This window comes from Halomonas sp. Bachu 37 (assembly GCF_039691755.1).
GTDB classification, from domain to species: domain Bacteria; phylum Pseudomonadota; class Gammaproteobacteria; order Pseudomonadales; family Halomonadaceae; genus Vreelandella; species Vreelandella kashgarensis.
This window is the reverse complement of record NZ_CP137552.1, coordinates 990229-1015588: the sequence shown is the minus strand read 5'-3', so window position 1 is coordinate 1015588 and position 25360 is coordinate 990229. Positions and strand designations below refer to the sequence as shown.

The 25360-nt window shown below is 58.1% G+C and carries 27 protein-coding genes; 4 read left to right on the top strand and 23 right to left on the bottom strand.

Annotated features, from left to right (window positions below; genetic code table 11):
* Positions 1-1296 carry a nucleotide sugar dehydrogenase gene (locus R5M92_RS04655; RefSeq protein ID WP_346798213.1) on the bottom strand — a complete coding sequence of 432 codons (1296 nt, stop codon included), beginning with the start codon at positions 1294-1296 and terminating at the stop codon, positions 1-3.
* 3 nt (positions 1297-1299) lie between these two features.
* The gene (galU, locus tag R5M92_RS04650) at positions 1300-2187 is read right to left on the bottom strand and encodes a UTP--glucose-1-phosphate uridylyltransferase GalU (protein ID WP_346798211.1); all 888 of its coding nucleotides are present in this window, start codon (positions 2185-2187) and stop codon (positions 1300-1302) included.
* 119 nt (positions 2188-2306) lie between these two features.
* Between galU and ubiG the strand changes: the two genes are divergently transcribed.
* The gene (gene ubiG / locus R5M92_RS04645; protein WP_346798210.1) at positions 2307-3053 is read left to right on the top strand and encodes a bifunctional 2-polyprenyl-6-hydroxyphenol methylase/3-demethylubiquinol 3-O-methyltransferase UbiG; all 747 of its coding nucleotides are present in this window, start codon (positions 2307-2309) and stop codon (positions 3051-3053) included.
* Positions 3050-3736 carry an HAD-IA family hydrolase gene (locus tag R5M92_RS04640; protein ID WP_346798208.1) on the top strand — a complete coding sequence of 229 codons (687 nt, stop codon included), beginning with the start codon at positions 3050-3052 and terminating at the stop codon, positions 3734-3736. The genes ubiG and R5M92_RS04640 overlap by 4 nt, the downstream gene beginning before the upstream one ends.
* A gap of 10 nt (positions 3737-3746) precedes the next feature.
* Here the strand turns inward: R5M92_RS04640 and R5M92_RS04635 are convergent, their stop codons facing one another.
* The 13 genes from R5M92_RS04635 to R5M92_RS04575 all read right to left on the bottom strand — a co-directional run bounded on the left by R5M92_RS04635 (position 3747) and on the right by R5M92_RS04575 (position 14620).
* Positions 3747-4508 carry a YciK family oxidoreductase gene (locus tag R5M92_RS04635; protein ID WP_346798207.1) on the bottom strand — a complete coding sequence of 254 codons (762 nt, stop codon included), beginning with the start codon at positions 4506-4508 and terminating at the stop codon, positions 3747-3749.
* A gap of 69 nt (positions 4509-4577) precedes the next feature.
* Positions 4578-5366: a tol-pal system protein YbgF gene (gene ybgF / locus R5M92_RS04630; protein WP_346798205.1), complete on the bottom strand. Its 789-nt coding sequence runs from the start codon at positions 5364-5366 to the stop codon at positions 4578-4580.
* Between the two features lie 91 nt (positions 5367-5457).
* Positions 5458-6006, bottom strand: coding sequence for a peptidoglycan-associated lipoprotein Pal (gene pal / locus R5M92_RS04625; protein ID WP_346798204.1), 549 nt, complete (start codon positions 6004-6006; stop codon positions 5458-5460).
* A gap of 37 nt (positions 6007-6043) precedes the next feature.
* On the bottom strand, positions 6044-7330 hold the full coding sequence (gene tolB, locus R5M92_RS04620) for a Tol-Pal system beta propeller repeat protein TolB (protein ID WP_346798202.1): 1287 nt from the start codon (positions 7328-7330) through the stop codon (positions 6044-6046).
* On the bottom strand, positions 7330-8430 hold the full coding sequence (gene tolA / locus R5M92_RS04615) for a cell envelope integrity protein TolA (protein WP_346798200.1): 1101 nt from the start codon (positions 8428-8430) through the stop codon (positions 7330-7332). The genes tolB and tolA overlap by 1 nt, the downstream gene beginning before the upstream one ends.
* A gap of 7 nt (positions 8431-8437) precedes the next feature.
* On the bottom strand, positions 8438-8875 hold the full coding sequence (gene tolR / locus R5M92_RS04610) for a protein TolR (RefSeq protein ID WP_346798199.1): 438 nt from the start codon (positions 8873-8875) through the stop codon (positions 8438-8440).
* Between the two features lie 11 nt (positions 8876-8886).
* Complete coding sequence (tolQ, locus tag R5M92_RS04605; RefSeq protein ID WP_346798198.1) at positions 8887-9561, bottom strand: protein TolQ; 675 nt, start codon at positions 9559-9561, stop codon at positions 8887-8889.
* A gap of 26 nt (positions 9562-9587) precedes the next feature.
* Positions 9588-10034, bottom strand: coding sequence for a tol-pal system-associated acyl-CoA thioesterase (ybgC, locus tag R5M92_RS04600; RefSeq protein WP_346798196.1), 447 nt, complete (start codon positions 10032-10034; stop codon positions 9588-9590).
* Entirely contained in the window at positions 10031-11068 is a 1038-nt protein-coding gene (gene ruvB / locus R5M92_RS04595; RefSeq protein ID WP_346798194.1) for a Holliday junction branch migration DNA helicase RuvB, read from the bottom strand. Before ruvB ends, ybgC begins: the two co-directional genes overlap by 4 nt.
* A gap of 19 nt (positions 11069-11087) precedes the next feature.
* Positions 11088-11696, bottom strand: coding sequence for a Holliday junction branch migration protein RuvA (ruvA, locus tag R5M92_RS04590; protein ID WP_346798193.1), 609 nt, complete (start codon positions 11694-11696; stop codon positions 11088-11090).
* An 82-nt stretch (positions 11697-11778) separates the two neighbouring features.
* The gene (gene ruvC, locus R5M92_RS04585) at positions 11779-12309 is read right to left on the bottom strand and encodes a crossover junction endodeoxyribonuclease RuvC (RefSeq protein ID WP_346798191.1); all 531 of its coding nucleotides are present in this window, start codon (positions 12307-12309) and stop codon (positions 11779-11781) included.
* Positions 12310-12461: 152 nt separating this feature from the next.
* Positions 12462-14243: an aspartate--tRNA ligase gene (aspS, locus tag R5M92_RS04580; protein WP_346798190.1), complete on the bottom strand. Its 1782-nt coding sequence runs from the start codon at positions 14241-14243 to the stop codon at positions 12462-12464.
* A 65-nt stretch (positions 14244-14308) separates the two neighbouring features.
* Positions 14309-14620, bottom strand: coding sequence for a zinc ribbon domain-containing protein (locus R5M92_RS04575; RefSeq protein WP_346799242.1), 312 nt, complete (start codon positions 14618-14620; stop codon positions 14309-14311).
* Positions 14621-14803: 183 nt separating this feature from the next.
* On the opposite strand from R5M92_RS04575, the gene R5M92_RS04570 reads away from it, so the two are divergent.
* Positions 14804-15745 carry a D-2-hydroxyacid dehydrogenase gene (locus tag R5M92_RS04570; RefSeq protein ID WP_346798188.1) on the top strand — a complete coding sequence of 314 codons (942 nt, stop codon included), beginning with the start codon at positions 14804-14806 and terminating at the stop codon, positions 15743-15745.
* 24 nt (positions 15746-15769) lie between these two features.
* On the opposite strand, the gene R5M92_RS04565 is transcribed toward R5M92_RS04570, so the two are convergent.
* Entirely contained in the window at positions 15770-16045 is a 276-nt protein-coding gene (locus R5M92_RS04565) for an acylphosphatase (RefSeq protein ID WP_346798187.1), read from the bottom strand.
* Between the two features lie 34 nt (positions 16046-16079).
* A complete protein-coding gene (locus R5M92_RS04560; protein ID WP_346798185.1) occupies positions 16080-16979 on the bottom strand; it encodes a YihY/virulence factor BrkB family protein in 900 nt (299 codons plus the stop codon).
* Between the two features lie 131 nt (positions 16980-17110).
* Here R5M92_RS04560 and R5M92_RS04555 point away from each other — a divergent pair, with 131 nt between their 5' ends.
* Entirely contained in the window at positions 17111-18202 is a 1092-nt protein-coding gene (locus R5M92_RS04555) for a bifunctional nicotinamide-nucleotide adenylyltransferase/Nudix hydroxylase (protein ID WP_346798183.1), read from the top strand.
* Positions 18203-18349: 147 nt separating this feature from the next.
* Here R5M92_RS04555 and R5M92_RS04550 read toward each other — a convergent pair whose 3' ends face one another.
* From R5M92_RS04550 to R5M92_RS04525, 6 genes are all read right to left on the bottom strand, one after another.
* Complete coding sequence (locus R5M92_RS04550) at positions 18350-19267, bottom strand: LysR substrate-binding domain-containing protein (protein WP_346798181.1); 918 nt, start codon at positions 19265-19267, stop codon at positions 18350-18352.
* Between the two features lie 72 nt (positions 19268-19339).
* A complete protein-coding gene (cls, locus tag R5M92_RS04545; protein ID WP_346798178.1) occupies positions 19340-20758 on the bottom strand; it encodes a cardiolipin synthase in 1419 nt (472 codons plus the stop codon).
* Between the two features lie 134 nt (positions 20759-20892).
* A complete protein-coding gene (locus R5M92_RS04540; RefSeq protein WP_346798177.1) occupies positions 20893-22398 on the bottom strand; it encodes a fumarate hydratase in 1506 nt (501 codons plus the stop codon).
* Between the two features lie 169 nt (positions 22399-22567).
* On the bottom strand, positions 22568-24589 hold the full coding sequence (gene uvrB / locus R5M92_RS04535; RefSeq protein ID WP_346798174.1) for an excinuclease ABC subunit UvrB: 2022 nt from the start codon (positions 24587-24589) through the stop codon (positions 22568-22570).
* 32 nt (positions 24590-24621) lie between these two features.
* The gene (locus R5M92_RS04530; protein WP_346798172.1) at positions 24622-25029 is read right to left on the bottom strand and encodes an OsmC family protein; all 408 of its coding nucleotides are present in this window, start codon (positions 25027-25029) and stop codon (positions 24622-24624) included.
* A complete protein-coding gene (locus R5M92_RS04525; RefSeq protein ID WP_346798170.1) occupies positions 25029-25226 on the bottom strand; it encodes a hypothetical protein in 198 nt (65 codons plus the stop codon). The genes R5M92_RS04530 and R5M92_RS04525 overlap by 1 nt, the downstream gene beginning before the upstream one ends.
* Between the last annotated feature and the right edge of the window lie 134 nt (positions 25227-25360).

The following is a 25360-nucleotide window of genomic DNA, read 5'->3' as shown; positions in this document are numbered from 1 at the left end:
TCAAATGATGGAGGGGTCGGCTCGACGCCCGATTCCCCGGTACTGTAAGCCGCAGCTAGCCACATAACGAGGGTCGTAGATATTGCGACCGTCGAGGACGAGCTTCTCCTTCAAGTGGCCTGCCAGGCGCTGCCAATCCGGATTCCAGTAGAGCTTCCACTCGGTGACCAGCATTAGCACATCGGCTCCCTCGCAGGCCTGGTAAGGGTCGCGGCTGAACGTTACCAGATCGCTACGCTCTCCCACTTCCTCGAGCAGAGCGGGAATTGCCGCGGGATCATGCAGCTGAACCTTGGCTCCTTGCGCCCAGAGAGCCTTGAGCAGTGTCAATACCGGGGCATGGTCGATACGCGCGGTACCGGGCTTGAAGGCGGCACCCCAGATAGCGATGGTACGTCCGTTGAGATCGCCCTGAAAATGTGCCCAGAGCTTGCGAAACAGCGTTTCCTTCTTCTGTTCGTTGATATCCAGGACCTGCTCCAGCAGGGCGGAGTGGCGCCCGCTGGCGGATTGAACATCCGCCAGGCGCATCAGATCTCGGGAGAAATTCGGCCCACCGAATCCACAACCGGGGTAAAGATATTCGAAACCGATACGCGAGTCGGCTCCCATCCCCTGGCGCACATGCTCGACATCTACCTCGAGCGAATCCGCCAGTCCCGCGATTTCGTTCATGTAGCTGATTCGCGTGGCCAGCATGCCATTGATCGCCAATTTGGTCAGTTCCGCCGCCCGTCGTGGCATGCGTTGGAAGACTTCGCTGCGGCGGTTGAAGGCGCGCAGCAGTTCACGGGTCACTTTCTCCGCCAGATCCTCATCACACCCTAACAGCCAGCGACCGGGCCGGGTGAATATTTCCCAGGCGCGCCCCTCTTCCAGCATATCGGGCAAGGCGACGCTGCCCATTGCCACTCCTTCGGCCAGCGTCGCCAGGCGTTCCGTTTCGCCTACCGGAAAGGTCGAATTGTTGATCAACACGAGTCCGCCCGGATGCATGCTCATTACCGTTTTCAGCAGGCTGTCGGCTGCATTGCGCTGAGCAGGCGAAAGGGAGAGCCAAAGAACCTCGGGCTGGTCAAGCTCACTGTCCTCCTCGACCAGGCGCAAGGTGCCTTCGCGTTGACTTTCCTCGATTTGATTCAACAGGTAAGGCTCGCGTTTCAGCCAGTCGGTCCTCTGTAATTGTGACCAGGGCGCTGAAGCATGAGGCAACCATTGCACCTGATGCCCCACCCAGGAAAGGGCCGCCGCAGCCGTGGCGGCGGTCAACTCACTACCATGCACCAGAACACGCATCGACTATTCTCCTTGATGGTAGCGAGCCAGCAATTCTCTGAAACCTTCTCCAAACACGGGATGGCGACGTCCGTAGGCAAGCGTGGCTTCCAGATAGCCCAACTGATGGCCACAATCAAAGGTGCTTCCCTGCATGCGATAGGCCTGCACCCCTTCCTGGCTGCGCAGTGTTTCGATGGCATCGGTCAGCTGTATTTCGCCACCGGCTCCCGGCGGCGTCTGGGCCAACAGGGGGAAGATGCTCGCGGGCAATGCATAGCGGCCAATCACCGCCAGGTTGGAGGGAGCGGCCTCCCGCTCGGGCTTCTCCACCATGCCCTTCAAACCACAGGATTTCCCGGGGCCAGGCATCTCGTTCTCGGGGGCGACAATGCCGTACTTGTAGACTTTCTCCCAAGGGACTTCCTCAACCATCAACTGGGCGGTCTGGCTACTTTCGTAAGCGTGCAGCATGCCGCTCAAATCGGGCTGGGACAGGGCATGGGAGTCCACCAGGACATCAGGCAGCAATACGGCGAACGGCTCGTCGCCAATGATCGGCTGGGCACACAGGACGGCGTGCCCCAGGCCCAGGGGTTCGCCCTGGCGTATGCTGATGATATTGACGTCATCGGGCACGATGGAACGCAGCGTTTCCAGCAATTCATACTTGCCCTTGGCTTCCAGTCCCGCTTCCAGTTCGAAGTGCTTGTCGAAGTGGTTTTCAATCGCACTCTTGCTTGCATGGGTCACCAAGACGATATCGCGTATTCCCGCCGCTACTGCCTCTTCAACGACATACTGAATCACCGGCCGGTCCACTATGGTGATCATTTCCTTGGGGATAGCCTTGGATGCGGGGAGGCAGCGGGTACCAAACCCTGCCACGGGAAGTACGGCTTTACGAATCATATGGATATCCTTTTCATGCGTTCCGAGCCAGGAGTGGTTAGAATGCCCATAATACTGAAGGCGTCAGGGGTTGCCACCTTCCACCCGGCGCCAATCGATACCGACCTTGGAGTCATGGCATGCCAGTGACAACTCAGGATAGCACTCCTAACGTCCCCCACGGCAACGTCGATGCTGCGGAAATAGCCAAATTCGAAGCGCTGGCGAGCCGTTGGTGGGACCCTCACAGCGAATTCAAGCCTCTTCACGACATCAATCCCTTACGTCTTGATTTCATTGACGCCCGTACTGGGCTCGCTGGCAAGAACGTCCTTGATGTGGGCTGCGGGGGGGGCATTCTCAGCGAGGCCATGGCGCATCGCGGAGCCCAGGTCACTGGCATAGACTTGGGCGAAGCGCCACTCGGCGTGGCTCGTTTGCATGCCGCCGAGAGCGGGCTGAGTATCGATTACCAGAATATCAGCGTCGAGCAACTGGCGGCGTCACGCCCGGGCAAGTTCGATGTGGTCACTTGCATGGAAATGCTGGAGCATGTGCCCGACCCGGCCTCCGTGGTTCGCGCTTGCAGTGCCCTGGTACGCCCGGGCGGTTACGTCTTCTTCTCCACCATCAATCGAACGCCCAAGGCGTACGCCTTCGCCATTCTGGGAGCGGAATACGTATTACAATTGCTGCCCAAGGGTACCCACGATTACGCCAAGTTCATTCGCCCCTCGGAGATGGCGGCATGGAACCGTGCCAGTGGTCTTGAAGTGCGGGAGCAGAGCGGGCTGACCTACAACCCCCTCACCCGCCGCTATCGGCTGGTGGCGAATGATGTCTCGGTCAACTACATGATGTACTGTCGCAAGGTAGGTAGCGCATGACTCCAGGCGAGCCACTTCCGAGCAGTGCCCCCGGTCCACGAGCGATCATCTTCGACCTGGATGGAACGCTGGTCGACACCGCACCGGATCTCGCCCAGGCGACCAATGCGTTGCGTCGCCACCATGGACTGGATGCCCTGCCCTTCGAGATTATCCGCAGGGAAGTATCCAACGGCGGCAGCGCGCTGGTTACCCTGGCCCTGGGTCTGGAGACGGACTCGCCAGGCCATGCTCAGGCTCGAACCTTTCTCCTCGAAGCCTACGAGCGAGCTGTCGCCGAGCATAGCCGGGTATTTCCGCCGCTGGAACATTGGTTGGAGGAGTGGGAAGCACAAAACCGGCCCTGGGGCGTAGTGACCAACAAGCCCCGGCGGTATACCGAGGCACTGCTGGAAATCTTGGCACTCAATCCGGGCGCGCTGGTGTGCGCCGATGACCTTCCCGTTAAGAAACCCGCTCCAGATCCCTTGTGGGCGGCAGCCGAAAGACTTCGGGTGCCACCGGCTCAGTGCTGGTATGTGGGGGATCATCTGCGTGACATACAGGCCGCCAAGGCGGCGGGAATGACGGCGGTCGCGGTAGGCTACGGCTATATCGCCGAGCATGACGACTACCGCCGTTGGCCGGCGGATCTATGGTTCGCGAGTTGTGAGGAACTGGTCGCCGACTTGAAAACCCTATAAGCGTACCGAGTCAGCCGCGTGGAGGCTGGGCGTCCCATTTCTGGCCATTGATGCCCCGGCTATCGGGGCCCATCAGCCACAAGTAGGTCGGCATGATCTCCTCCGGTGTGCGCAGGGTAGCCGCATCTTCGCCGGGATACGCGCTGCGGCGCATCTGGGTACGGGTGGCGCCAGGGTTGAGCGTATTGACGCGCAAATTGTCCTGGCTGCCGACCTCATCGGCCAATACTTCCATGAATCCTTCGGTGGCGAACTTCGACACGGAGTAGGCTCCCCAGAATGCCCGCCCCTTCCGTCCGACACCTGAGGAAGTGAAGATGACCGAAGCGTCTTCCGAGGCCTGCAGCAGAGGTAGCAATGCCTGTGTCATCCAGATCGGCCCATTGATATTGACCTGCATGACCTGGCCCCATAGTTCGGGATTGTACTGCTCGAAAGGCGTAATGCGCCCCAGCAGACCGGCATTGTGAAGAATACCGTCGAGGCGGCCGAACTCCTTGTGCAGGGTTTCCGCCATATCGTGGAAATCTTTTAACGTAGCACCTTCGAAATTCAGCGGGAAGATCGCCGGCTGCGGTCCGCCTGCTTCCTCGATTTCGTCGTAGACCTTCTCGAGCTTGGAGATCGTACGCCCCAGAAGAATGACCGTGGCTCCATGAAGTGCATAGCTCAAGGCCGCTGCGCGTCCGATACCATCACCTGCTCCGGTAACGAGTACGATACGCTCCTTGAGCAAATCCGCGGAAGGTTGAAAATCAATCTTGCAACTCATGTCGATTCCTTGGGCATTCTTTCTGTTGCGTTTACCTTGCAACCGGTGGCGCAAGGGAGCCTATCCTGATCATTGGCGCAGGAAATCGGACGCTAGACCTGCGGCACTACTTTGGGGGTAGTCTTCGCGAACCTGATCGAGCAGCTCACGACTGCGCTCCGGCTCCCCCTGACGAGCCTTGACCAGGCCCAGCTTGTAGAGCGCATCGGGCACCTTGCTGCTACCACCATGTTCATCTATGACCCGGGAAAAGGCCTGATCTGCCGCTTCCAGGTTACCTTCCGCAGCGTACAATTCACCCAGCCAATAATAGCCATTGGGAGTCAGCCGAGTATCGGGATGTGAGGCGACGAAATCCTCGAATGCCGCGATGGCTTCCTCGAACCGTCGTGCCTGCACATGGGCGAACGCCGCCTGGTAATCGGCTTGAGCCTCTTCGCTCACACCACTGGGTGATGGTGTCTGTGCCACCTGCTGTGCCGCTTCGGGTTCCACCTGGGGCGTAGCTTCCTCAACGGTAGAAGGGGCGCTGCTCATCAGTCGGTCTTCGATATCCAGATACTGCTGCTGCGACTGGCGGCGTATCTGTTCCAGCTGATGACGAAGCTCTTCGATCTGGCCGCGTAGTTGCTGGATTTCCTGCTGATGTTCCTGTACTTGATTGAACAGCACCAGGTTGCCGGTAGATGCCTCGCGGGTTTCCGTCTGCTGATAAAATGAACTGGAATCGGACCCGGAACTGAGATCCTGCACCACCGGCTGCTGAGCCAGGGCCTGCATGGGCAATAAGGGCAGCGGCAGCATGAGGGCTCCCGTGCCGAACTGCCTCATGGTGCGCCATTTGAGTCTGTGATTCATGAACGACTCCATCCAACACTCACTAGAGTGAGCGAAAGCACCCGGCAAATTGCTTTGCCGAGTGCTGTTTCTCAATGGTTTCTCGCTGCGGTCAGTAGCTGAACACGACGCGACGATTCTGGGAATAGGCACGGTCATTGCTGCCCCGTTCCGCAGGGCGCTCTTCGCCATAGCTGACTACGCTCATTTGTGAAGGTGAAACACCCTGGCTATTCAAGAAGCGCTGCACGGCGTTGGCACGACGCTCACCGAGGGCCATGTTGTATTCACGGGTACCGCGTTCATCAGTGTGGCCATGCAGTACCACCTGGGCGTTCGGGTTGCTGCGCAGGTAGCGTGCGTGGGCCATGACCACGGATTCATATTCGCTTTTGATCGTGTCGCGGTCGAAATCGAAATAGATGGTGCGAACTTCGGGAATCCGGGAATCCGCCTGTTGGCCCGCCCCGCCGGCACTTCCACCGGTCGTGCTGCCATATTGGCCGGTACCGGCGCCTGATGTACCGGTGCCGATACCGCTCGTGCCATCCTGAGAACCGTATGAATCCCCGTCCTGGGTCCCCCCCGTGCTGGAACAGCCAGCGACTACCGCCAGAGATAAAGCAATCGCCAACGTCCGGGCTAACGGCTTGAGTTGCATAGTCAGACTCCTTGCCTGCATGGATTCCATGCCATCATCAATTTAAGAAAGGGGACCACGCGGGTTCGCGTACATCGCCTTGTGGTGAGGGTAGCCGAAATGATGAACGTCCATCAGCGGAAACAGCACTCAGTACCCCATTGTCACCCTGTTGGGTAGCGAAGATTACCATGGTCCCGTTGGGCGCAACACTAGGAGATTCATCTTGTTGTGATTCACTGATTATCACCAACCTGTCACTTTCCAGATTCTGTCGCGCCACCTGATAACCGCGGTTGGAACGATGGATCATGAATATCTCTTCCCCATCGGGAGAGAAGCGGCCCCGAGCGTTATAGTTGCCGGTGAAGGTCAAGCGCTGGGTCTCGCCGCTGCCCAGGTCGTAACGGTAGAGCTGCGGGCCGCCGCTACGATCCGAGGTAAACAGCAGGCTGCGGCCATCCGGCGCCCAGGCGGGTTCGGTATCGATACTGTTGCTTTGAGTCAGCCGTTCGAAACTGCCACCGGAGACGTTCATGACATAGATTTCCGGTTGGCCATCCTTGGAGAGCGACATGGCCAGCTTGCGGCCATCCGGAGACCAGGCCGGTGCGCCATTGATCCCTTCGAAGGAAGTCGCGCGTACCCGCTGTCCACTCGAGACCTCCTGGATATAAATGGATGGGCGTCCAGACTCGAACGAGACATAGGCCAGCTTGCGCCCATCGGGGGACCAGGCGGGTGAAAGAATCGGCTGGTCCGACGTCAATACCTGCTGGCTGTTGCGACCATCGGAATCGGCAACGTAGAGTCCGAACTGCATGTCGTCGCCGACCCCACCGGCAGTAACGTAGGCAATTTTGGTCGAGAAGGCTCCACGGATCTCGGTGATCGCCTCGAATATCTGATCGCTAGCGTAGTGCGCCGCGCCGCGCAGATCATTCGGGTCGGCAGTCACCGTCTCTCCCAGCATCTGCCGCTGACCACTGACATCCATCAGTTCGTACTCCACGCGGTAACCGCCACTGGCCGTGCTGACCCGACCGACCACGACATAACGTACATCCAGCGAACGCCAATTGCCGAACTGTACATCGTCTCCCCGAGTGGGACGTTCGAACATCCCGCTACGCTCCAATGGTGCAAAGAAGCCACTCCGCTCGAGATCGTCCTGAATGATCTGGGCAACATCCTCGGGCAGCTCCCCCTCTTCGGCAAAGGGAACCACGGCAATGGGCAAGGCTCGGTCACTGCCTCGCGTGATTTCGATCGACAGGTTGGCCTGCGCCAAGCTGCTCAACAGCAGCAAGGCGGTAAACAACCAGGCTTTGTGCAAAGTACGCATCAGCGAACATCCCCCGGAGTGAAGCGTAAAGTAAGTTGTCGCGAGTCACGTTGTACCTCGGGCGGTAAATCGCGTAACTCACCAAAAGGTGCTGCGTGTTCCACCGCTTGGACAGCGGAACGGTCAAACGTTGCATCGCCACTAGAATTTAGCACAGTGACATTGAATATCTCGCCGGACGGTCCCAACCTGATCTGTAACGTTGCCGTCATGGAATCGCTTGATCCTGCCGGTATCAACCACGCTTGTTCTACCGCTCGACGTACGATAGCGCCGAAGCTGTTCATTGCCTGCTGCGCCTGGCGGGCATTGGCGGCAGCTTCGGCCTCGCCTGCCAGCTGGCGCTGCATGGCTTCTTCTGCTGCTTCTGCTGCTTCTGCTGCCTCACGCTGGCGCCGCTCCTCGGCCTCGCGTTCGCGTTGGGCCTGTTCCTCGCGTTCACGCTGCTCCTCGGCTTCACGCTCGCGCTGAGCCTGCTCCTCAGCTTCGCGTTCGCGTTGGGCTTGTTCCTCTCGTTGGCGCTGCACCTCGGCTTCGCGTTCGCGTTGGGCCTGTTCTTCACGCTGGCGCTGCTCCTCGGCTTCGCGTTCGCGTTGGGCCTGTTCTTCACGATGGCGCTGTTCCTCGGCTTCGCGCGCTCGAATGGCAGCCTGTTCCTCACGCTGCTCCGCCTGGCGCTGGGCTTCCTCCGCTCGCCGCTGGGCGTCCTGTTCCGCCTCAAGCCGCGCCGCTTCTCGCTCGGCTTCCAGACGCGCCTGCTCCCGGGCCTGCTCTTCGGCGGCTTGTTGCGCGGCCCGCTCGACTTCAGCCGACTGAGTCTCTGGCTCCGTTTCGGCCTCCTGCTCGGTAGCTTGTGGAGCCTCCATGGCGGCCTGCTCTTCAGAAACTTGCTGAGCCTGATCGGTCTGGGTCTGCGTCCCGATCAGCGTGGCCTGTACGATCGACGTGGTTTCTCGCTCCTCGGAGAAGTCGGGCCAGTTAACCAGGCTGAACGCCAGAATGAGCAAATGCAGTGCTACAGCCAGAATCGTCGGCAAAGTATAACCAACGAGCTGGCGGTCACGCTGTGTACTCTTCACAGTCTTGCTGTTCTTAAACATCCTTTCCTTAACCATCCTGGGGAGGCTCGGAAATCAAGCCGACATTGGCGACTCCCGACCGCTGAAGCGTGCTCATCAGTACCACGATTTCGCCGTACGGTACCTGCTTGTCTCCACGCACCATGACTGGCGTTTCCGGTCGACGTTGTAGAATCGCCATGACTCTCTCTGCCATATCGTCCAGGCTTACCGCCGTCGTGTCTTCGCCCATCGAGATATGGTAGGTACCGGCACTTTCCACCGAAATGATGATGGGGTCGAGATCTTCCGGGGTTTCAATGGGTTCCGACGATACCTGAGGCAATTCGACTTGCACGCCCTGAGTCAGCATGGGGGCCGTGATCATGAATATCACCAGCAATACCAGCATCACGTCGATAAATGGCACGACGTTGATTTCCGCCATCGGTTTGCCGCGGCCCTTGGGGTTATAGGGTCCTTGCATGATCCGACTCCCTAGGCTGCAGTGGTATCGCGGCCCTGCAGGTTACGATGCAGGATGGAATGAAACTCTTCCGCAAAGTCCTCGTACTTGCCCAGCAACCGAGCGGCTTCGTTGGAGAGCCTGTTATAGAAGATGACCGCCGGAATGGCGGCCAACAGCCCCATGGCCGTGGCGATCAACGCTTCGGCGATCCAGGGTGCCACCGTAGCCAAGGTGGCCTGCTGCGCCATGGAAAGTGATTGGAACGATCCCATGATCCCCCATACCGTTCCGAACAAGCCAATATAAGGGCTTGCGGATGCTACTGTGGCCAGGAAGATCAGGTGCAGTGTCAAGCGATCTTCCTCACGTGACCAGGCCACACGCATACTGCGCTGCACCCCTTCCAGAACCGTTTCGGGATTACGGGTCTTGGGCAGTAATCGATTGAATTCGCGAAACCCCGCCTGGAAGATATGTTCGGCACCTTGGTTGGGGTCTTCCGCCGGGATATCACGATACAGTTCGTTGAGGTCGACACCTGACCAGAAGGTTTCTTCGAACTCCTTGTAGTCACGTTTGGCGCGCCGAAGGGCAAGGCTACGTTGAAAAATCACCACCCAGGAAAGAATCGAGCCAATAATCAACAGCAGCATGACCAGCTGCACGACGGTACTGGCATTCATGATCAGGTGGGGAATGGACATGGTGTTATCGTTCACAGGTGTCCTCGTCAATCATGTGAGCCGTGGTTACGGCCGGTAAGGGTGGAATCCAGGGCCAGACATTGGCGCAATGCGTCCGGCCATGCAATAGGTCTAAGTCGCTCGGCACTCAGGCAAGCTATCTCGACTGTTGCGGCGCACAAGAGTTCCTGGTCACGGGTAACCTCTTGATGGAAAACCAGACGGCAGCGGCTGACGTTGGTCACCCGGGCAGAAACGTGCAACGCGTCGTCCAGGCGGGCCGGACGGCTATAGTGGCAGCTTAAGCGATGCACCACCAACTGAACGTCATCCTGAAGCAGCAACTGCTGGGTGAAGCCGTGCTGGCGAAGCCATTCGCTACGAGCGCGCTCCATGAATTTCAGATAGTTAACGTAGTAGACGATGCCGCCGGCGTCAGTATCTTCGATATATACCCTTACCGGTAAGCTAAATTCGCGTGGTGCCTCGCTCATGGTCGAAGTTCACCTACCGTATCGAGGGCTTTTTCATGGGGAGCCAATTGAAAGTGCTGCCACGCCTGTCGGGTCACCACCCGCCCCCGGGCGGTTCGCATCATCAGGCCTTGCTGAATCAGATAGGGCTCGATGACGTCTTCGATGGTGTCCCGCTCTTCACCGATAGCAGCCGAGAGCGAATCGACACCCACCGGGCCGCCATCGAATTTCTCGATCATGGCCAGCAGCAGGCGGCGGTCCATGTGATCCAGGCCATGATGATCGACATTGAGCATGTTCAGTGCAGCATCGGCAATGGCTGCGTCGATGGCACCGGTACCTTTGACCTGGGCAAAGTCTCGCACCCTGCGTAGCAGGCGGTTGGCGATGCGCGGCGTACCTCGGGAGCGTCTGGCGACTTCGATGGCGCCCTCTTCGCTGGCCTCCACCTCCAGCAACCGGGCCGATCGACGCACGATTTCCGTCAGTTCTTCCAGATTATAGAATTCCAGGCGCTGAACGATACCGAAACGATCCCGCAACGGCGACGTCAATAGCCCTGCGCGCGTCGTCGCGCCCACCAAGGTGAAACGGGGCAGATCCAGCTTGATGGAACGCGCCGCCGGGCCTTCGCCGATCATGATATCGAGCTGGAAATCCTCCATGGCCGGATAGAGAATCTCTTCCACAACCGGGGAGAGTCGATGTATCTCGTCGATGAAAAGCACATCTCCAGGTTCGAGATTGGTCAGCATGGCGGCCAGATCGCCCGCCCGTTCCAGCACCGGCCCTGAGGTCGACTTGAGCCCGACCTGCATCTCCTCGGCGATGATGTTGGCCAGGGTGGTCTTGCCCAATCCCGGCGGGCCGAATACTAGCGTATGATCGAGACTCTCCTCCCGACGACGAGCCGCACTGATGAAAATCTCGAGTTGCTCGCGAACGCGAGGCTGGCCGATATACTCCTCCAGCCGCTTGGGACGAATCGCATGATCGAAACGCCCTTCACCCTGCTCTTTTTCCGCGGCGATCAGCCGATCGTGTTCTAGCATAGACCCCATCTCGGTTAACTTATCCAGCCATGCGTCGGCTCAAGGCCGCCTTGATCAATTCTTCCGTGGTCTGGTCCTGCTCCAGCCCAGTCAGCATCTTGGCGGCTTCCGTCGGCTTGTAGCCCAGACTGACCAGCGCTGATTCGGCATCGGCCAGCGCATCACGCGTTGAAGCGGCGTTGGCCGTGCCTTCCAACGCCAGGGGAGCATGGTTCGCTCCATTCCAGTCCGGGAAACGATCGCGCATCTCGATTATCAGCCGCTCGGCGGTCTTCTTGCCCACCCCCGGCAGCCGGGTCAATGTCTTGCTGTCGTCGTCGCGCACGCACCGCATGAAGGCATCTTCATCCATACCCGACAGTATCGCCAACGCCAGTTTCGGGCCAACGCCGTTTACCTTGATCAATGCACGAAACAGGGCACGCTCATGCTCACGCAGGAACCCGTACAAGAGATGAGCATCGTCACGAACGCTCAAGTGGGTATACAACGAAACGGTTTCACCGAGAGCCGGCAGAGCCACCAGCGTGTTCATCGAGGCTTCCAGTTCATAGCCGACCCCGTTGACGTCGATCACGACCCAGGGGGGGAGTTTTTCCAGCAACTGGCCACGCAGGCGTCCGATCATATCAAGCTCGCTACGGCAAAGAATGGTCAAGCGCTCACTATAAAGCGCCCATGTACAAGTGACCAGTAGTGTCGAAAGCGCGTCAAGGCGTGAAGTGACGCCAACTCGAGGATTTTCGTTTGCTACTTACACTGCCGGCGGCAACCAGGCCGCTGCGCGAATAGGCGTAGGTCAGCGCGGCAGCGAGCGCATCCGCCGCGTCCTCCTGGGGCGTGGCGTTTAGACCCAGCACCGCTGTCACCATATGCTGCACCTGAATCTTGTCCGCTCCACCCTGACCGGTGACCGCCTGCTTGATCTGGCGTGGGGCGTACTCCTCCATTGCCAGCCCATGATTGGCCACGCATACGATGGCCGCCCCACGTGCCTGGCCCAGCTTGAGAGCGGAATCGGCATTCTTAGACATGAATACCCGCTCCACCGCCACGACTTCGGGGCGGTGCTGACCGATCAGCTCGCTGAGACCGGCATAGATCTGGGCAAGCCGCTGCTCCAAGGCATCATTACGCGTTCGTATACATCCACTGGCCACGTAGCGCGGCTTGGTGTCGGCCAGCTCGATGACCCCGTACCCGGTAATGCGTGAGCCGGGGTCCACTCCCAGAATGCGCATGGGCATACCTGCCGTGAAGTGACATGAAAAGAAGGGTTATGAAAAGATGAGTTATGGAAAAAAGTGCCATGAAAAAACACCGACGCCTGGGCGTCGGTGTCACATCTTGCCCCAGGTGCAAGAAGAGCATGGCTCACCAGGAGCCTGGCTGCTTACTCGCCGGCGGTCTCGGGCTTGGCCTTCTGCCGTAGGCGAATGTTCAAGTCCTTGAGCTGATCGGCGCTTACCTCGCCCGGCGCATCCGTCATCAGACAGGCGGCACTCTGGGTCTTGGGGAAGGCAATGACTTCGCGGATCGTACGTGCCCCCACCATCAGCATGACCAGCCGGTCGAGACCGAAGGCCAAGCCACCATGGGGTGGCGCACCATACTGCAGCGCATCGAGCAGGAAGCCGAACTTCTCGCGGGCTTCTTCTTCGCCAATGCCGAGAATATCGAATACCGTACTCTGCATGGTCTGGTCGTGGATACGAATGGAACCACCGCCAAGCTCGGTGCCGTTGAGTACCATGTCGTAGGCACGCGAAAGTGCCTTGGCCGGGTCCGCCTTGAGTTCTTCCGGGCTACAGGCAGGTGCGGTGAACGGGTGATGCAGCGGGCTCAAGCGGCCGTTGTCATCCGCTTCGAACATGGGAAAATCGACGACCCAAAGCGGCGCCCACTCTTGCGTGTAGAGATCGAGATCTGCACCCAATTTGACCCGTAACGCCCCGATAGCTTCGTTGACGATACGCGCCTTGTCCGCACCGAAAAAGATGATATCGCCATCCTGGGCATCGAGCCGATCGAGCAACTGCTCGATCACGTTTTCCATGAACTTGACGATGGGTGACTGCAGACCTTCCAGGCCTTGCGAACGATCGTTGACCTTGATCCAGGCCAGCCCCTTGGCGCCGTAGATGCCAACGAACTTGGTGTAGGCATCGATCTCCTTGCGCGACAGCTTGGCGCCGCCGGGCACCTTGAGTGCGGCGACCCGGCCATCCGAGTCACTAGCCGGGCTGGAGAAGACGTTGAATTTGACCTGCTGCATCAGGTCATCGACATCGGTCAATTCCAGCGGAATGCGCAGGTCGGGCTTGTCGGAGCCATAACGGTGCATCGCTTCGTGCCAGGTCATGCGCGGAAATTCGGGCAGCTCGACCGCGAGCACTTCTTGGAACAGCTGACGAATCATGGACTCGGTGATGCCCATGATATCGCCTTCTTCCACGAAAGACGCTTCGATATCGATCTGGGTGAATTCCGGCTGGCGGTCCGCGCGCAGGTCTTCGTCACGGAAACACTTGGCGATCTGGTAGTAGCGGTCGAAGCCCGCCACCATCAGTAACTGCTTGAACAACTGCGGCGATTGCGGCAAGGCAAAGAAGCTTCCCGCATGGGTACGGCTGGGTACCAGGTAATCCCGCGCGCCTTCCGGTGTGGCACGGGTCAGCACCGGCGTTTCGATATCCAGGAAGCCCTGGTTCTCGAGGAAGGCACGCACGTTATGGGAAATGCGCGAACGCAGGCGCAGCTTCTCGATCATGTCCGGACGGCGCAAGTCGATGTAGCGATGCTTCAACCGCACTTCTTCGCCCACCTTGCCGTGTTCATCCAGCTGGAAGGGAGGAGTGGCGGCGGTATTGAGCACTTCCACTTCCTTGCTCAATACTTCGATCATGCCGGTGGGCATGTTGGGATTCTGGGTGCCCTCAGGACGCAGGCGCACTCGCCCGGTAATGCGCAGGACGTATTCACTACGTGCGCGGTCGGCATTGGCGAAGGCTTCGGCGGTGTCGGGATCGACCACGAACTGGGCGATACCGTCGCGGTCGCGCATATCGAGGAAAATCACCCCACCATGATCACGGCGGCGGTGTACCCATCCGCATACGGTGACCGTTTGATCCACCAGAGTCTCGTTCAGCTGGCCGCAATAATGGCTGCGCATGTCTCATCCTGTTCTATAGCGTGGCAATGAAATAAAGGGAGCCCAGCGGGCTCAAGCTACCGCGGTCAAGCTGCGGTACCATTGTGTTTTGGTGTTGCGCTGCCGCCGGTATCGCTGGGTTTGGCGGCATTCTTGGACGCTGGCTCGGAGGCAGGCTTTTCACTGCTGCCATTGGCAGCCAGGTTTTTCTTGCTGCCGGTCTTGAAATCGGTTTCATACCATCCACCACCGGCCAGCCGGAAACCTGCTGCCGATACCAGCCGCACCAGATCGGGCTGCTCGCACGAAGGGCAGTCGACCAATGGCTCGGCGTTGAGCTTCTGCAATTTTTCCAATCGATTGCCGCAGGCCTTGCACTCATATTCGTAGATGGGCATGTTGATCACTCCTGAAAAAGCTTCAACCCTACCGGGCTTGGGCAGACCGAGTGGCTGCCATTGCCCAATATGTGGCCGGCGGATATCGATTCCAAGCCTGCCGTTAAAGCCGGCCATTATAGCCTTTTGTTACCCCTGCCGGGCAAGGTCAGTGAACCGTCCGGCAACGATTGGAGGAAAGTCATGTCTACTGCCGTGATGCTGGACGCCCAGAGTCTGGGACCGGATATCGACCTGAGCACGATACAGGGTCAAGTCGATACCCTCGAAGTACATGATCAGAGCACCACGGAACAGGCCAGGCAACGCCTGAAGAGCGCGGATATCGCCATCGTCAACAAGGTCGTACTGGATAACGAAACCCTCGAGGCGCTACCCGATCTGAGATTGATCTGCGTTATGGCCACTGGGCTGAACAATATCGACATGGAGGCGGCAGAACGCCTGGGAATCACAGTCAGAAATGTCACCGCCTACGGCACGGCAAGCGTTTCCCAGCATACCTTGATGCTGCTGCTCACCCTGGCCAATCGGCTGCCTCTCTACCAGCGTGACGTGCAGGAAGGCCAGTGGCAACGCAGTGATTTCTTCTGTCTGCAGGGACACGCCACGCTTCAACTGAAAGACAAACACCTGGTCATGGTCGGTCAGGGGGAACTGGGCTCGGAAGTGGCACGCCTGGCACAGGCATTCGGCATGCAGGTAACGTTCACTGCGCGTCCCGGCAATGAGGCCAATGATTCGCGCCCCGCTCTGGCGGACGTGCTTCCTCAGGCCGATGCCGTCAGCCTGCATTGTCCCTTGACCCAAGCCACCCGCCACTTGATCAATCGCGAGAACCTGACTCGAGCGAAGCCTTCACTGTTGTTGATCAACTGTGCCCGTGGCGGTGTGATCGACGAGGAAGCGGCGCTGGAGGCCTTGCGCGAAGGGAGACTGGGCGGATTGGCGGTGGATGTACTGCCTGTCGAGCCTCCGCGGGAGGGCCATCCGCTACTGGATGCCCTGACGGAGCCGCTGAACCTGATCGTCACACCGCACAACGCCTGGATCACTCCCGAGGCACGCCAGAACATCATCGCCATGACGGCAGAAAACATCCGGAGCTGGAACGATACCCATTGATTCAGCAGCTCTAAGGGCCCCGTTTCACTGAGTCGTAAAGTGATCCGGGGCGTGCCGGGATTCCAACACCTCGAACTCGACATGGGTGACATGAGCTTTTTCGGGCCCTTGCCACAACCATTCACTCAACTCCCGGACGGCTGTTTTCTTGCCACACATGAAAACCTCTACCCGGCCATCTGGAAGATTCCTGGCATAACCGGTAACGGCACGTTTCAGTGCCTGGTCCTGGGTAGCCCGACGATACCAGACACCCTGAACCTTTCCCGTAACCCAGGCTTTGATGCAGCAGTTATCCATAAAGAGCCCTCCTGGTTCTTATGATCCATATGACCTAGACCAACTCGCGCTTGATGATAACCGCGCTATTGCGTGGGACAAGCTCCCGACCGCGACGTAACAGCAAGGAACGGGTGAACGCAGCACCGAACAAAAGAATAAGCGATGAATAGTAGACCCACAGCAGCACCATGACCACGGAGCCCGCCGCACCGTAGGTCGAGGCCGTGGCGGTATAGGCGAGGTAAATGGCAATCAGATTGCGTCCCACCGTGAACAGGATGGCCGTCACCAGCGCGCCCGCCAACACGTCCTGCCAGCGCAGCACCACATCCGGTAAAACCTTGAAGATAGTGGCAAACAGCAGCGTGACCATGGCCAGCGCGACCAGGGACTCCGCGCCGGTAGCCAATAATCCCGAAAAGGGAAACAGGCTGTCTGTCACTTGCAATACGCCACGCAACGCCACCCCCAGCACCAGAGAAACAAGCAGAATAAACCCGATCGCTAATACCACGGTCAACGATAACAGGCGATTCTTGATGAAGATGAACAGGCTGTTGGAGGTCGGCTTGGCGGTGACCCCCCAAAGAGTATTCAATGAGAACTGCATCTGGGCGAAAACGGTAGTCGCCCCGATCAGCAGTGCCCCCACCCCTAGGATGGTAGGTAGCACTCCCGACTCCTCGAGCCGAGACTGCGCCACCGCCCCTTCGATCGCGGTCGCCGCTTCGTTACCCAGCGTTCCTTGCAACTGGGCGACAATCTGGCCCTGCGCGGCCTCTTCACCCAGTACTACTCCGATCACCGTGACCGCGATGATTATGGTTGGAGCCAACGAAAAAAGCGTATAGAAAGCCAACGAGCCAGCATAGCTGAATGCGTTTCGTTCCATCCACAGTGCGGCGGCATCCTGAAATACTCTGCACCAGAACACGGCGGTTTTCTTGATCATGCTAACTCCAGATAATTCGGGGTTATCATCAGCATACCGGATTTTCCCGTTTTCGCGCAGGCAACTCACCGCATTGCACGGGGCCAACCGGCTACGCATAATGCAACTTTATATTTGCTGGCGGGGACTGTATGTGTGCAGACAGGCTTACTTCCGAGGTTCCCGATTTCGATTGCCTGGTCTTTATCGGCCGTTTTCAACCACCACACCTCGGCCATCTGGCGATCATTCGTGAGGCACTGAAACAGGCTCGTCAAGTCATCGTGCTGGTGGGGTCTGCCTGGCAGGCACGTTCGCTGCGCAATCCCTGGCGTTTCGAGGAGCGTCAGGACATGTTGCGCACCGGGTTCGATGAAGAAGAAAACACACGCCTGGAAATAGCCCCGTTGCTCGACGCGTTATACAACAACGACGTCTGGGTACGTGATGTCCAGCGCAAGGTTCGTGATATCGCTTCGCCCTCCCATGCTCGCCTACCACGCATTGGCTTGATTGGGGCTAGCCGAGGGCAATCAAGCTATTACCTTTCCCTGTTTCCGCAGTGGGAATCGGTCAGCGTTCCTGTCGTGGAGGGTATTTCGGCCAGTGGTATCCGGGAGCGTCTGTTTCGCTCCCAGGAGTCTTCTGGAGATTACTTGAGTACCGGTGCCTATCATGATCTACCTCCCGGCGTGGTTGAGCGCGTCAGCCAATTTTGTCAGGGGGAGTTTTACCTGCAATTACTGGAGGAGCAACGTCTTCTCGACCAGTACCGTCACGCCTGGGCTCAGGCGCCGTATCCGCCGGTTTTCGTCACCGTCAATGCCGTCGTCGTACAATCGGGACATGTGCTTCTTGTGCGCCGAACCGCCGCGCCGGGCAAGGGCCTTTTCGCTCTGCCTGGCGGTTTTATCAACTCCCATGAGCGTTTGCTGGATGCTTGCCTGAGAGAACTCAGAGAGCGTTTGCGGCTTAAAGTCCCCGAACCGGTACTGAAAGGGTCACTGCGTGACCAGCGTCTTTTCGACGAGCCACATCGAAGCTGGCGTGGCCGGACACTGGCGGAAGCGTTCTACTTCGCCCTGCGCCCCGACCAGCAGCTGCCGCAACTCAAGCCGGTGAAAGGCGGCGACCACGCCCGCTGGGTGCCACTGGCCGAGCTCGAACCGGAGAGCCTGTTCGAGGATCACTTCTTCATCATCCAGAACTTTCTCGGCCTGCCCGCCGATTTCAGCGGGATCTAGTTTGGGAAAAGGATGAGATTTCCGTCGCGAGCGAAGGCAGGCCGGTCATCGCCGGAGCGGAGCTACCGGAGTGTAGTGGTCTACATGAGGATAGCGACAATCCGCCGGGGGCCGGCCTGTCGAGCGCAGTAGGAAATCGCTCCTTTTCTAAGCTTGGAGGAAGTCGCGCGGGAGTTTCATCATCTGCCGCCAGAGCTTTTCCACCCCTGGCTTGTGAACCAGCGAACAGCGATAAAGGCGAATTTCCAGGGGAATATCCCATTTATCTTCACCGGCCCGGACCAGGCGCCCACTGTTGAGTTCTTCACGTATACAGAAATCGGGAATCCAGGCCACACCAACCCCCTGCAGCACCATGCCCTTGAGACCTTCGGCCATGGCGGTTTCGTATACGGTGCGTAGCTGCAGACGCAGGGGATCGTTTTTCAACAACATGCGGACACTGCGGCCGAGGAATGCCCCCTGGGTGTACGTCAGGTAGGGAATCGAATCCTCTCCATGTAGAGAGTAGCGCGGTTGGCCGCTTTCATCGGGCACCGTGACCGGCACCATGTTGACCTTGCCGATGGAAAAGGAGGGAAAGATTTCGGCATCGAGCTGCATGGTCGCGAAAGGATCATAATAGGCCAGCATCAGGTCGCATTTGCCTTCTCGCAACACATGAATGGCTTCACCCACATTCATGGCCACCAGCCGCGTAGGTAACTCCCCCAAGCCTTTCTGCAGACGAGATATCCAGGGAGGATAGAAGCTCAACGCCAGCGAATGGGCCGCCACAATATCCAGGGCCTCGTTGGCCATCGACAAGCCTCGCAGGTGGCCTAGGCATTCATTGAGCTGTTCTACCAGATTACGGGCAGTCACAAGAAACAGCTGCCCTTCCGAGGTCAGATCCACCGGTGTCGTCGAGCGGTCGACCAGCGTGACTCCCACTGATTGCTCCAGGGCACGAATACGTCGGCTGAAAGCCGGTTGGGTTACATGGCGCTGCCGTGCGGAGGCTGAAAAGCTCCGGGTACTGGCCAGTGTTACGAAATCTTCAAGCCATTTCGTTTCAAGATTCACCCTGCTCTCCTGCTAGTGATAACTGCATTCGGACCTTTCTGCCAGTAATGGTGAACGGACGGATATTACGGATCATTGTATCGGCGCCAGAAGATAGGCGGCCCGAGATAATAGCTGTTTCCACATGGGTCTTGCCTTCAGCTCCCCCAGGCTGACCTGTCGACAACGAGCAAAATCCTCTTCCAGCATCAGACACACCTGCCCCGCGAATTTTGCGTCGGGGATACAAGCTGTAATTTCAAAATTGAGGCGAAACGAGCGGTTATCGAGGTTTACGGTGCCGACCATAGCGGCTTGATCATCTATAAGAATAACTTTTTGATGAAGGAAACCAGGAAGATAACGGTATATTTTTACTCCCGCTCTCACCATATCGGGCAGAAAGGAAAAGGCTGATAGGAATATCAGTAAATGATCCGGACGTTCGGGCATCATGACGCGAACATCGACCCCGCGCATCGCGGCAAGCCTCAGCGCATCCTGAACGCCCTGATCAGGAACGAAATAGGGACTTGTGACCCACAACCGTTTGCGAGCGCTATGAATGGCATGCTGGACCAGCAAGCTGGCAGTCTCCTGGCGATCTGCCGGGCCGGAAGGCACGATAACCACGGAGTGGTTCTCTTCGTAAGTCACTTCCGGCTGCCATGCCAGACTTAGCACTTCATGGGTAGCCCAATGCCAATCCTCCCAAAATGCCTCCTGCAAGCCCATGACGCTGGGTCCCGACAATTTCATATGAGTATCGCGCCAAGGGCCGTGGCGCGGGTCCTGCCCCAGGTATTCGACACCGACATTGAAACCGCCCAACCAACCATGCTTGCCATCGATCACTGCAATCTTGCGATGATTGCGGAAATTGAGCTGGAAGCGGTGCTTGAACCCACGGGAAGAGCGAAACGCACTCACCTCCACCCCAGCGTCGCTCAAATCCGCAAGAAACCCTTCGTTCAGTTTTCTGCTGCCTATCTCATCGTATAAAAAATAGACTCGCACTCCCCGCCGTGCGGCTTGTTGAAGATAACCCTGAAGCTTCATTCCCAGCGAGTCATGACGGACGATGAAGAACTGCAGCAGAATGTAGTCTCGCGCGGCTTCAATCCCTCTAAACAAGCTGTCGAAAGTGGCCGTGCCGTCTATCAATAGCTCGGCACGGTTGCCGCGGGTCAGCGGCATCATGGCCAAGTGCTCAACCGCCTGGATATCGGCATTGTGGGAGGAAGGAGTGAATGGCGACATGTTATGCCGATAACCGTCCAACACCCGACGCAGAATGGTATCCCGCTGGCCTCTGGCGGTTACGTAGCCGTAAAAACGCGGGCGGCCGAATATCCAATAGGCCGGAACCGCCACATACGGAAACGTCAGTAAAGAGATGATCCATGCCACGGCCCCCTGCGAGGTGCGACTGGACATCAATGCCATTATGGCTGAGACAATCCCCAGGATATATACCGCCAAGATGCCCACACCCAACAGCCAGGACGCCATTCCATTTTCCTTGTGAATCAGAACCTTTCAATTGTGGCCGTTGGCCATACTCAAGAAGGCTCTATTGTAGCACTACCTGCAAAAAACAGAGCCCCGCAATTTGCGAGGCTCATAGGGTCTGTCGAAACGAAGCGTTACGCGGTCTGCGCAATAATCTCCTTCCACTTCGCCGGTCCGGTCTGATGCACCGAGATCCCCTGGCTATCCACGGCTACGGTTACCGGCATGTCTTCCACTTCAAACTCGTAGATCGCCTCCATGCCGAGATCCTCGAAGCCGACGACCCGTGACTTCTTGATCGCCTGGGCCACGAGATATGCTGCGCCCCCTACCGCCATCAGATACACCGCTTGGTTGTCCCGAATGGCATCGATTGCCAGCTGACCACGCTCCGCCTTGCCTACCATCCCGAGAAGCCCTGTCTCCTCGAGCATGGTACGGGTGAACTTGTCCATCCGCGTGGCGGTGGTCGGGCCAGCGGGACCAACGACTTCATCACCAATGGGATCTACCGGACCGACGTAGTAGATGAACCGCCCCTTCAGGTCCACGGGCAACGGTTCGCCCTTGGCAATCATGTCGGTCATACGCTTGTGAGCTGCGTCACGGCCGGTCAGCAATTTACCGTTCAACAGCAGCGTGTCGCCCGGCTGCCAGGTCAGTACTTCCTCGGGCGTGACGCTATCCAGATCGACCCGCTTGACGTTACCGCCCGCTTCGCGGGTAATTTCCGGCCAGTCCTCAAGCTTGGGCGCCGGCAACGATGCGCCACCGCTGCCATCGAGCACAAAGTGGGCGTGTCGAGTCGCGGCACAGTTGGGAATGATGGCTACCGGCTTGTTGGCTGCGTGCGTGGGATAATCCTTGACCTTGATATCCAGTACCGTGGTCAAGCCTCCCAGACCCTGTGCACCGATACCGCTTTTGTTGACCTTGTCGAAAATCTCCAGGCGCAGTTCCTCGGCGCGGTTGCTCGCCCCACGAGCCTGCAAGTCCTGAATATCGATCGGCTCCAGGAGAGCTTCCTTGGCCAGTTCCATGGCTTTTTCCGCGGTACCGCCAATACCGATACCGAGCATTCCCGGCGGGCACCACCCTGCCCCCATTTTAGGCAATTGCTCCATCACCCAGTCGACCACGCTATCGGAAGGATTGAGCATGGCGAACTTAGACTTCGCCTCACTGCCACCGCCTTTAGCGGCCACATGAACCTCCACCGTATCCCCAGGCACCAGCTTATGGTGGATGATGGCGGGTGTATTGTCCTTGGTATTGCGCCGTGCACCGTCCGGGTCCGCCAGCACGGAAGCGCGCAGAATATTGTCGGGTAACTGATAAGCGCGACGGACGCCTTCATTGATCATGTCGTCCAGACTCATGTCGGTTTCCCAACGCACATTCATGCCGACATGAACGAAGACCGTGACAATACCGGTATCCTGACAGATCGGCCGATGCCCGGTGGCGCACATGCGTGAATTGATCAATATCTGGGCGATAGCATCCTTGGCCGCCGGATTCTCTTCGCGCTCGTAGGCGGCCGCCATCGCCTCGATGAAATCCTTGGGATGGTAATAGGAAATGTATTGCAGGGCGTCGGCCACGCTCTGAATCAGGTCGTCCTGGCGAATCACGGTCATGGACAAGAGCTCCTCGGTTATCGTCTTATGCGCTGATTCGGTTCTGACGCTAGATCAGCGTGGCAAGATTATACCGTAACGGACCCTTCCCGGCAGTGAGCATCTGATTTCAAGCTTTCTCTTTGGTGGTAAATGACAACAAGATAACGGTATAAGTAAACGATGACCCTTATCCCAGCACCAGCTGTCGCTCTTTCATGCGGTGCAACTGATCCCGCAAGCGCGCCGCTTCTTCGAACTCGAGGTTCTGGGCCGCTTCGAACATGGCGTCCTCCAGCTTGCCGATAGCCGTGCCCAGTTCGGCGCTACTCATGCTCGCGACATCGTAGTTGGCTGTCTTTTCCGCGACCTTTCGCTCATTGCCGCGACGACTATTCTTTCTCCCCGGCGCCTGGGCAGCTTCCAGAATATCCGCCACGGAACGAGTCACCGTGGTTGGCGTTATGCCGTGCTCGAGGTTATGGGCAATCTGCTTGTTACGCCGGCGTTCGGTTTCATCCATGGCTCGCCGCATCGAATCGGTCACCCTGTCGCCATACAGGATCGCCTTGCCGTTGGCGTTACGCGCAGCGCGACCGACGGTCTGAATCAACGAGCGCTCGGCACGCAGGAAGCCTTCCTTGTCGGCGTCTAGAATGGCTACCAACGAAACCTCGGGGATATCCAAGCCTTCCCGCAACAAGTTGATACCGACCAGGACATCGAACTTGCCCAAACGCAGGTCGCGGATGATCTCGACGCGCTCGACAGTATCGATATCGGAGTGCAGGTAACGCACCCGTATATCGTGTTCATCCAGATACTCGGTGAGATCTTCCGCCATGCGCTTGGTCAGAGTCGTCACCAGCACGCGCGCTCCCACTTGCGTGCGCAGGCGTATTTCCGAAAGCAGATCATCCACCTGGGTACTCGCGGGTCGCACTTCGATCTCGGGGTCCAGCAACCCGGTCGGCCTTACCACCTGTTCCACTACCTGTCCGGCGTGTTCAGCCTCGTACTTGCCGGGAGTAGCGGAAACGAAGATGGTCTGAGGGGAGATAGACTCCCACTCCTCGAACTTCATGGGGCGGTTATCCAGCGCCGAGGGCAGGCGAAAACCGTACTCCACCAATGTTTCCTTGCGCGAGCGGTCGCCCTTGTACATCCCACCCACCTGAGGGACGCTGACGTGGGATTCGTCGATGAACAGCAGAGCATCGTCCGGCAGATAATCGAAGAACGTGGGCGGCGGCTCGCCCGGCGCCCGCCCCGAGAGATAGCGGGAGTAGTTCTCGATACCATTGCAGTAGCCCAGCTCTAGCATCATCTCGATGTCATAAAGGGTTCGCTGCTCCAGACGCTGGGCTTCCACCAGCTTGTCGTGCTTGCGCATCCAGTCGAGCCGCTCGACAAGCTCCGCCTTGATCCTATCGATGGCGCCAAGGATCGTCTCCCGCGGCGTCACGTAGTGAGACTTGGGATAGATCGTCATGCGCGGAACTTGGCCGCGCACGTCGCCGGTGAGCGGATCGAATAGACGAATGGAGTCGATTTCGTCATCGAACAGCTCGACCCGTACCGCCTCTTCCTCGGCATCCGCCGGAAAGATATCGATCACATCGCCCCGCACTCGATAGGTACCGCGGCGGAAGTCCATGTCGTTGCGTGTGTACTGCAGCTCCGCCAGACGGCGCAGAAAGGCACGCTGGTCGATCAGCTCGCCCCGAGTGAAATGCAGACGCATCTTGAGGTACTGATCGGGATCACCCAAGCCGTAAATGGCGGAAACCGACACCACGATCAAGGCATCACGACGTTCGAGTAACGCCTTGGTGGCTGAAAGCCGCATCTGCTCGATGTGATCGTTGATCGAGGCATCCTTTTCTATGAACGTATCCGAGGAAGGGACGTAGGCCTCCGGCTGGTAGTAATCATAGTAGGAAACGAAGTATTCCACGGCGTTGTCGGGGAAGAATGACTTGAACTCGCCGTAAAGCTGAGCGGCCAGCGTCTTGTTGGGTGCCATGACGATGGTCGGTCGCTGCAAGCGCTCGACGATATTGGCCATGGTGAAGGTCTTGCCCGATCCCGTTACCCCCAGCAGTGTCTGATGCGCAAGCCCCGCTTCCAGTCCATTGACCAGCCCAGCGATAGCCGTGGGCTGATCACCGGCAGGTTGATACTTCGATTGCAGGCGAAACGCTTTGCTCATTTGAGCTCCTCTGAAAGATAACGGTATAAATACTAGGCCAGCCGAGTTTCGACTTCCACCGTCGCTTGAGTCATCAAGCGCTGGATGGGGCAACGGTGGCTGATGTCGTGCAGCCTTTCGCGCTGTTCTGGATCCTCGATTCCTATCAACTCGAGTTCGACATCAAGCTTGTAGGTTCCCTTGGCTTCCTGTGAATCATCGCGGATTACCTTGACTCGAATCCCTTCCAACGGCCACTGCTTGCGCTTGGCATACATCTGCACCGTAATGGCCTTGCAAGCGCCCAGGGCGATATCGAAGTAATCATGGGGATCCGGGGCGCTTTCTTCACCGCCGAAAGCCTTGGGTACATCCACATAGAGGTCTTCCATCCCATCAAGTTCCACTCGCTGACGGAAGATACGGTTTCTTTCGCTGATCACTTCGATTGCTTTACGCATTATTTGACCTCGATTCCCATTTTCAACGACTCGACTGCCTTGACGAGTTCCTGGTGGTGCGCCTTACCTTCTACCTCTGCGCCGTGGCGTCCGACTTCGGCACTCTCCACACCATCAAGCATCATCAAAGCGGTGGTAATGCGATTAACTTGTTCGGTATTGGTGACGCCCTTAAAGGTCAATGATTGTTGTGCCATGATGGCTCCTGAGGGAAACGTGAAGAGAATAGAGACTAGCGCAGAAGTCTAGCATGGCGAACCTCCCTTGCAATTCAGCGCCCTCGCCCATATTAGAGCCATCATTAGCCAGGATGCGCCAGGCAAAAAGGAGT

Bases quoted from the DNA above. Each gene is read 5' to 3' on its own strand.
- R5M92_RS04540 (WP_346798177.1), bottom strand. From the start codon at position 22,398: ATGACCGTGATTCGCCAGGACGACCTGATTCAGAGCGTGGCCGACGCC.
- cls (WP_346798178.1), bottom strand. From the start codon at position 20,758: ATGGCGTCCTGGCTGTTGGGTGTGGGCATCTTGGCGGTATATATCCTG.
- uvrB (WP_346798174.1), bottom strand. From the start codon at position 24,589: ATGAGCAAAGCGTTTCGCCTGCAATCGAAGTATCAACCTGCCGGTGAT.
- pal (WP_346798204.1), bottom strand. From the start codon at position 6,006: ATGCAACTCAAGCCGTTAGCCCGGACGTTGGCGATTGCTTTATCTCTG.
- ruvB (WP_346798194.1), bottom strand. From the start codon at position 11,068: ATGCTAGAACACGATCGGCTGATCGCCGCGGAAAAAGAGCAGGGTGAA.
- tolA (WP_346798200.1), bottom strand. From the start codon at position 8,430: ATGTTTAAGAACAGCAAGACTGTGAAGAGTACACAGCGTGACCGCCAG.
- tolB (WP_346798202.1), bottom strand. From the start codon at position 7,330: ATGCGTACTTTGCACAAAGCCTGGTTGTTTACCGCCTTGCTGCTGTTG.
- R5M92_RS04565 (WP_346798187.1), bottom strand. From the start codon at position 16,045: ATGGATAACTGCTGCATCAAAGCCTGGGTTACGGGAAAGGTTCAGGGT.
- ubiG (WP_346798210.1), top strand. From the start codon at position 2,307: ATGCCAGTGACAACTCAGGATAGCACTCCTAACGTCCCCCACGGCAAC.
- ruvA (WP_346798193.1), bottom strand. From the start codon at position 11,696: ATGATCGGACGCCTGCGTGGCCAGTTGCTGGAAAAACTCCCCCCCTGG.
- R5M92_RS04570 (WP_346798188.1), top strand. From the start codon at position 14,804: ATGTCTACTGCCGTGATGCTGGACGCCCAGAGTCTGGGACCGGATATC.
- tolR (WP_346798199.1), bottom strand. From the start codon at position 8,875: ATGCAAGGACCCTATAACCCCAAGGGCCGCGGCAAACCGATGGCGGAA.
- ruvC (WP_346798191.1), bottom strand. From the start codon at position 12,309: ATGCGCATTCTGGGAGTGGACCCCGGCTCACGCATTACCGGGTACGGG.
- ybgC (WP_346798196.1), bottom strand. From the start codon at position 10,034: ATGAGCGAGGCACCACGCGAATTTAGCTTACCGGTAAGGGTATATATC.
- R5M92_RS04635 (WP_346798207.1), bottom strand. From the start codon at position 4,508: ATGAGTTGCAAGATTGATTTTCAACCTTCCGCGGATTTGCTCAAGGAG.
- aspS (WP_346798190.1), bottom strand. From the start codon at position 14,243: ATGCGCAGCCATTATTGCGGCCAGCTGAACGAGACTCTGGTGGATCAA.
- galU (WP_346798211.1), bottom strand. From the start codon at position 2,187: ATGATTCGTAAAGCCGTACTTCCCGTGGCAGGGTTTGGTACCCGCTGC.
- R5M92_RS04655 (WP_346798213.1), bottom strand. From the start codon at position 1,296: ATGCGTGTTCTGGTGCATGGTAGTGAGTTGACCGCCGCCACGGCTGCG.
- tolQ (WP_346798198.1), bottom strand. From the start codon at position 9,561: ATGTCCATTCCCCACCTGATCATGAATGCCAGTACCGTCGTGCAGCTG.
- R5M92_RS04555 (WP_346798183.1), top strand. From the start codon at position 17,111: ATGTGTGCAGACAGGCTTACTTCCGAGGTTCCCGATTTCGATTGCCTG.
- ybgF (WP_346798205.1), bottom strand. From the start codon at position 5,366: ATGAATCACAGACTCAAATGGCGCACCATGAGGCAGTTCGGCACGGGA.
- R5M92_RS04575 (WP_346799242.1), bottom strand. From the start codon at position 14,620: ATGCCCATCTACGAATATGAGTGCAAGGCCTGCGGCAATCGATTGGAA.
- R5M92_RS04560 (WP_346798185.1), bottom strand. From the start codon at position 16,979: ATGATCAAGAAAACCGCCGTGTTCTGGTGCAGAGTATTTCAGGATGCC.
- R5M92_RS04525 (WP_346798170.1), bottom strand. From the start codon at position 25,226: ATGGCACAACAATCATTGACCTTTAAGGGCGTCACCAATACCGAACAA.
- R5M92_RS04640 (WP_346798208.1), top strand. From the start codon at position 3,050: ATGACTCCAGGCGAGCCACTTCCGAGCAGTGCCCCCGGTCCACGAGCG.
- R5M92_RS04530 (WP_346798172.1), bottom strand. From the start codon at position 25,029: ATGCGTAAAGCAATCGAAGTGATCAGCGAAAGAAACCGTATCTTCCGT.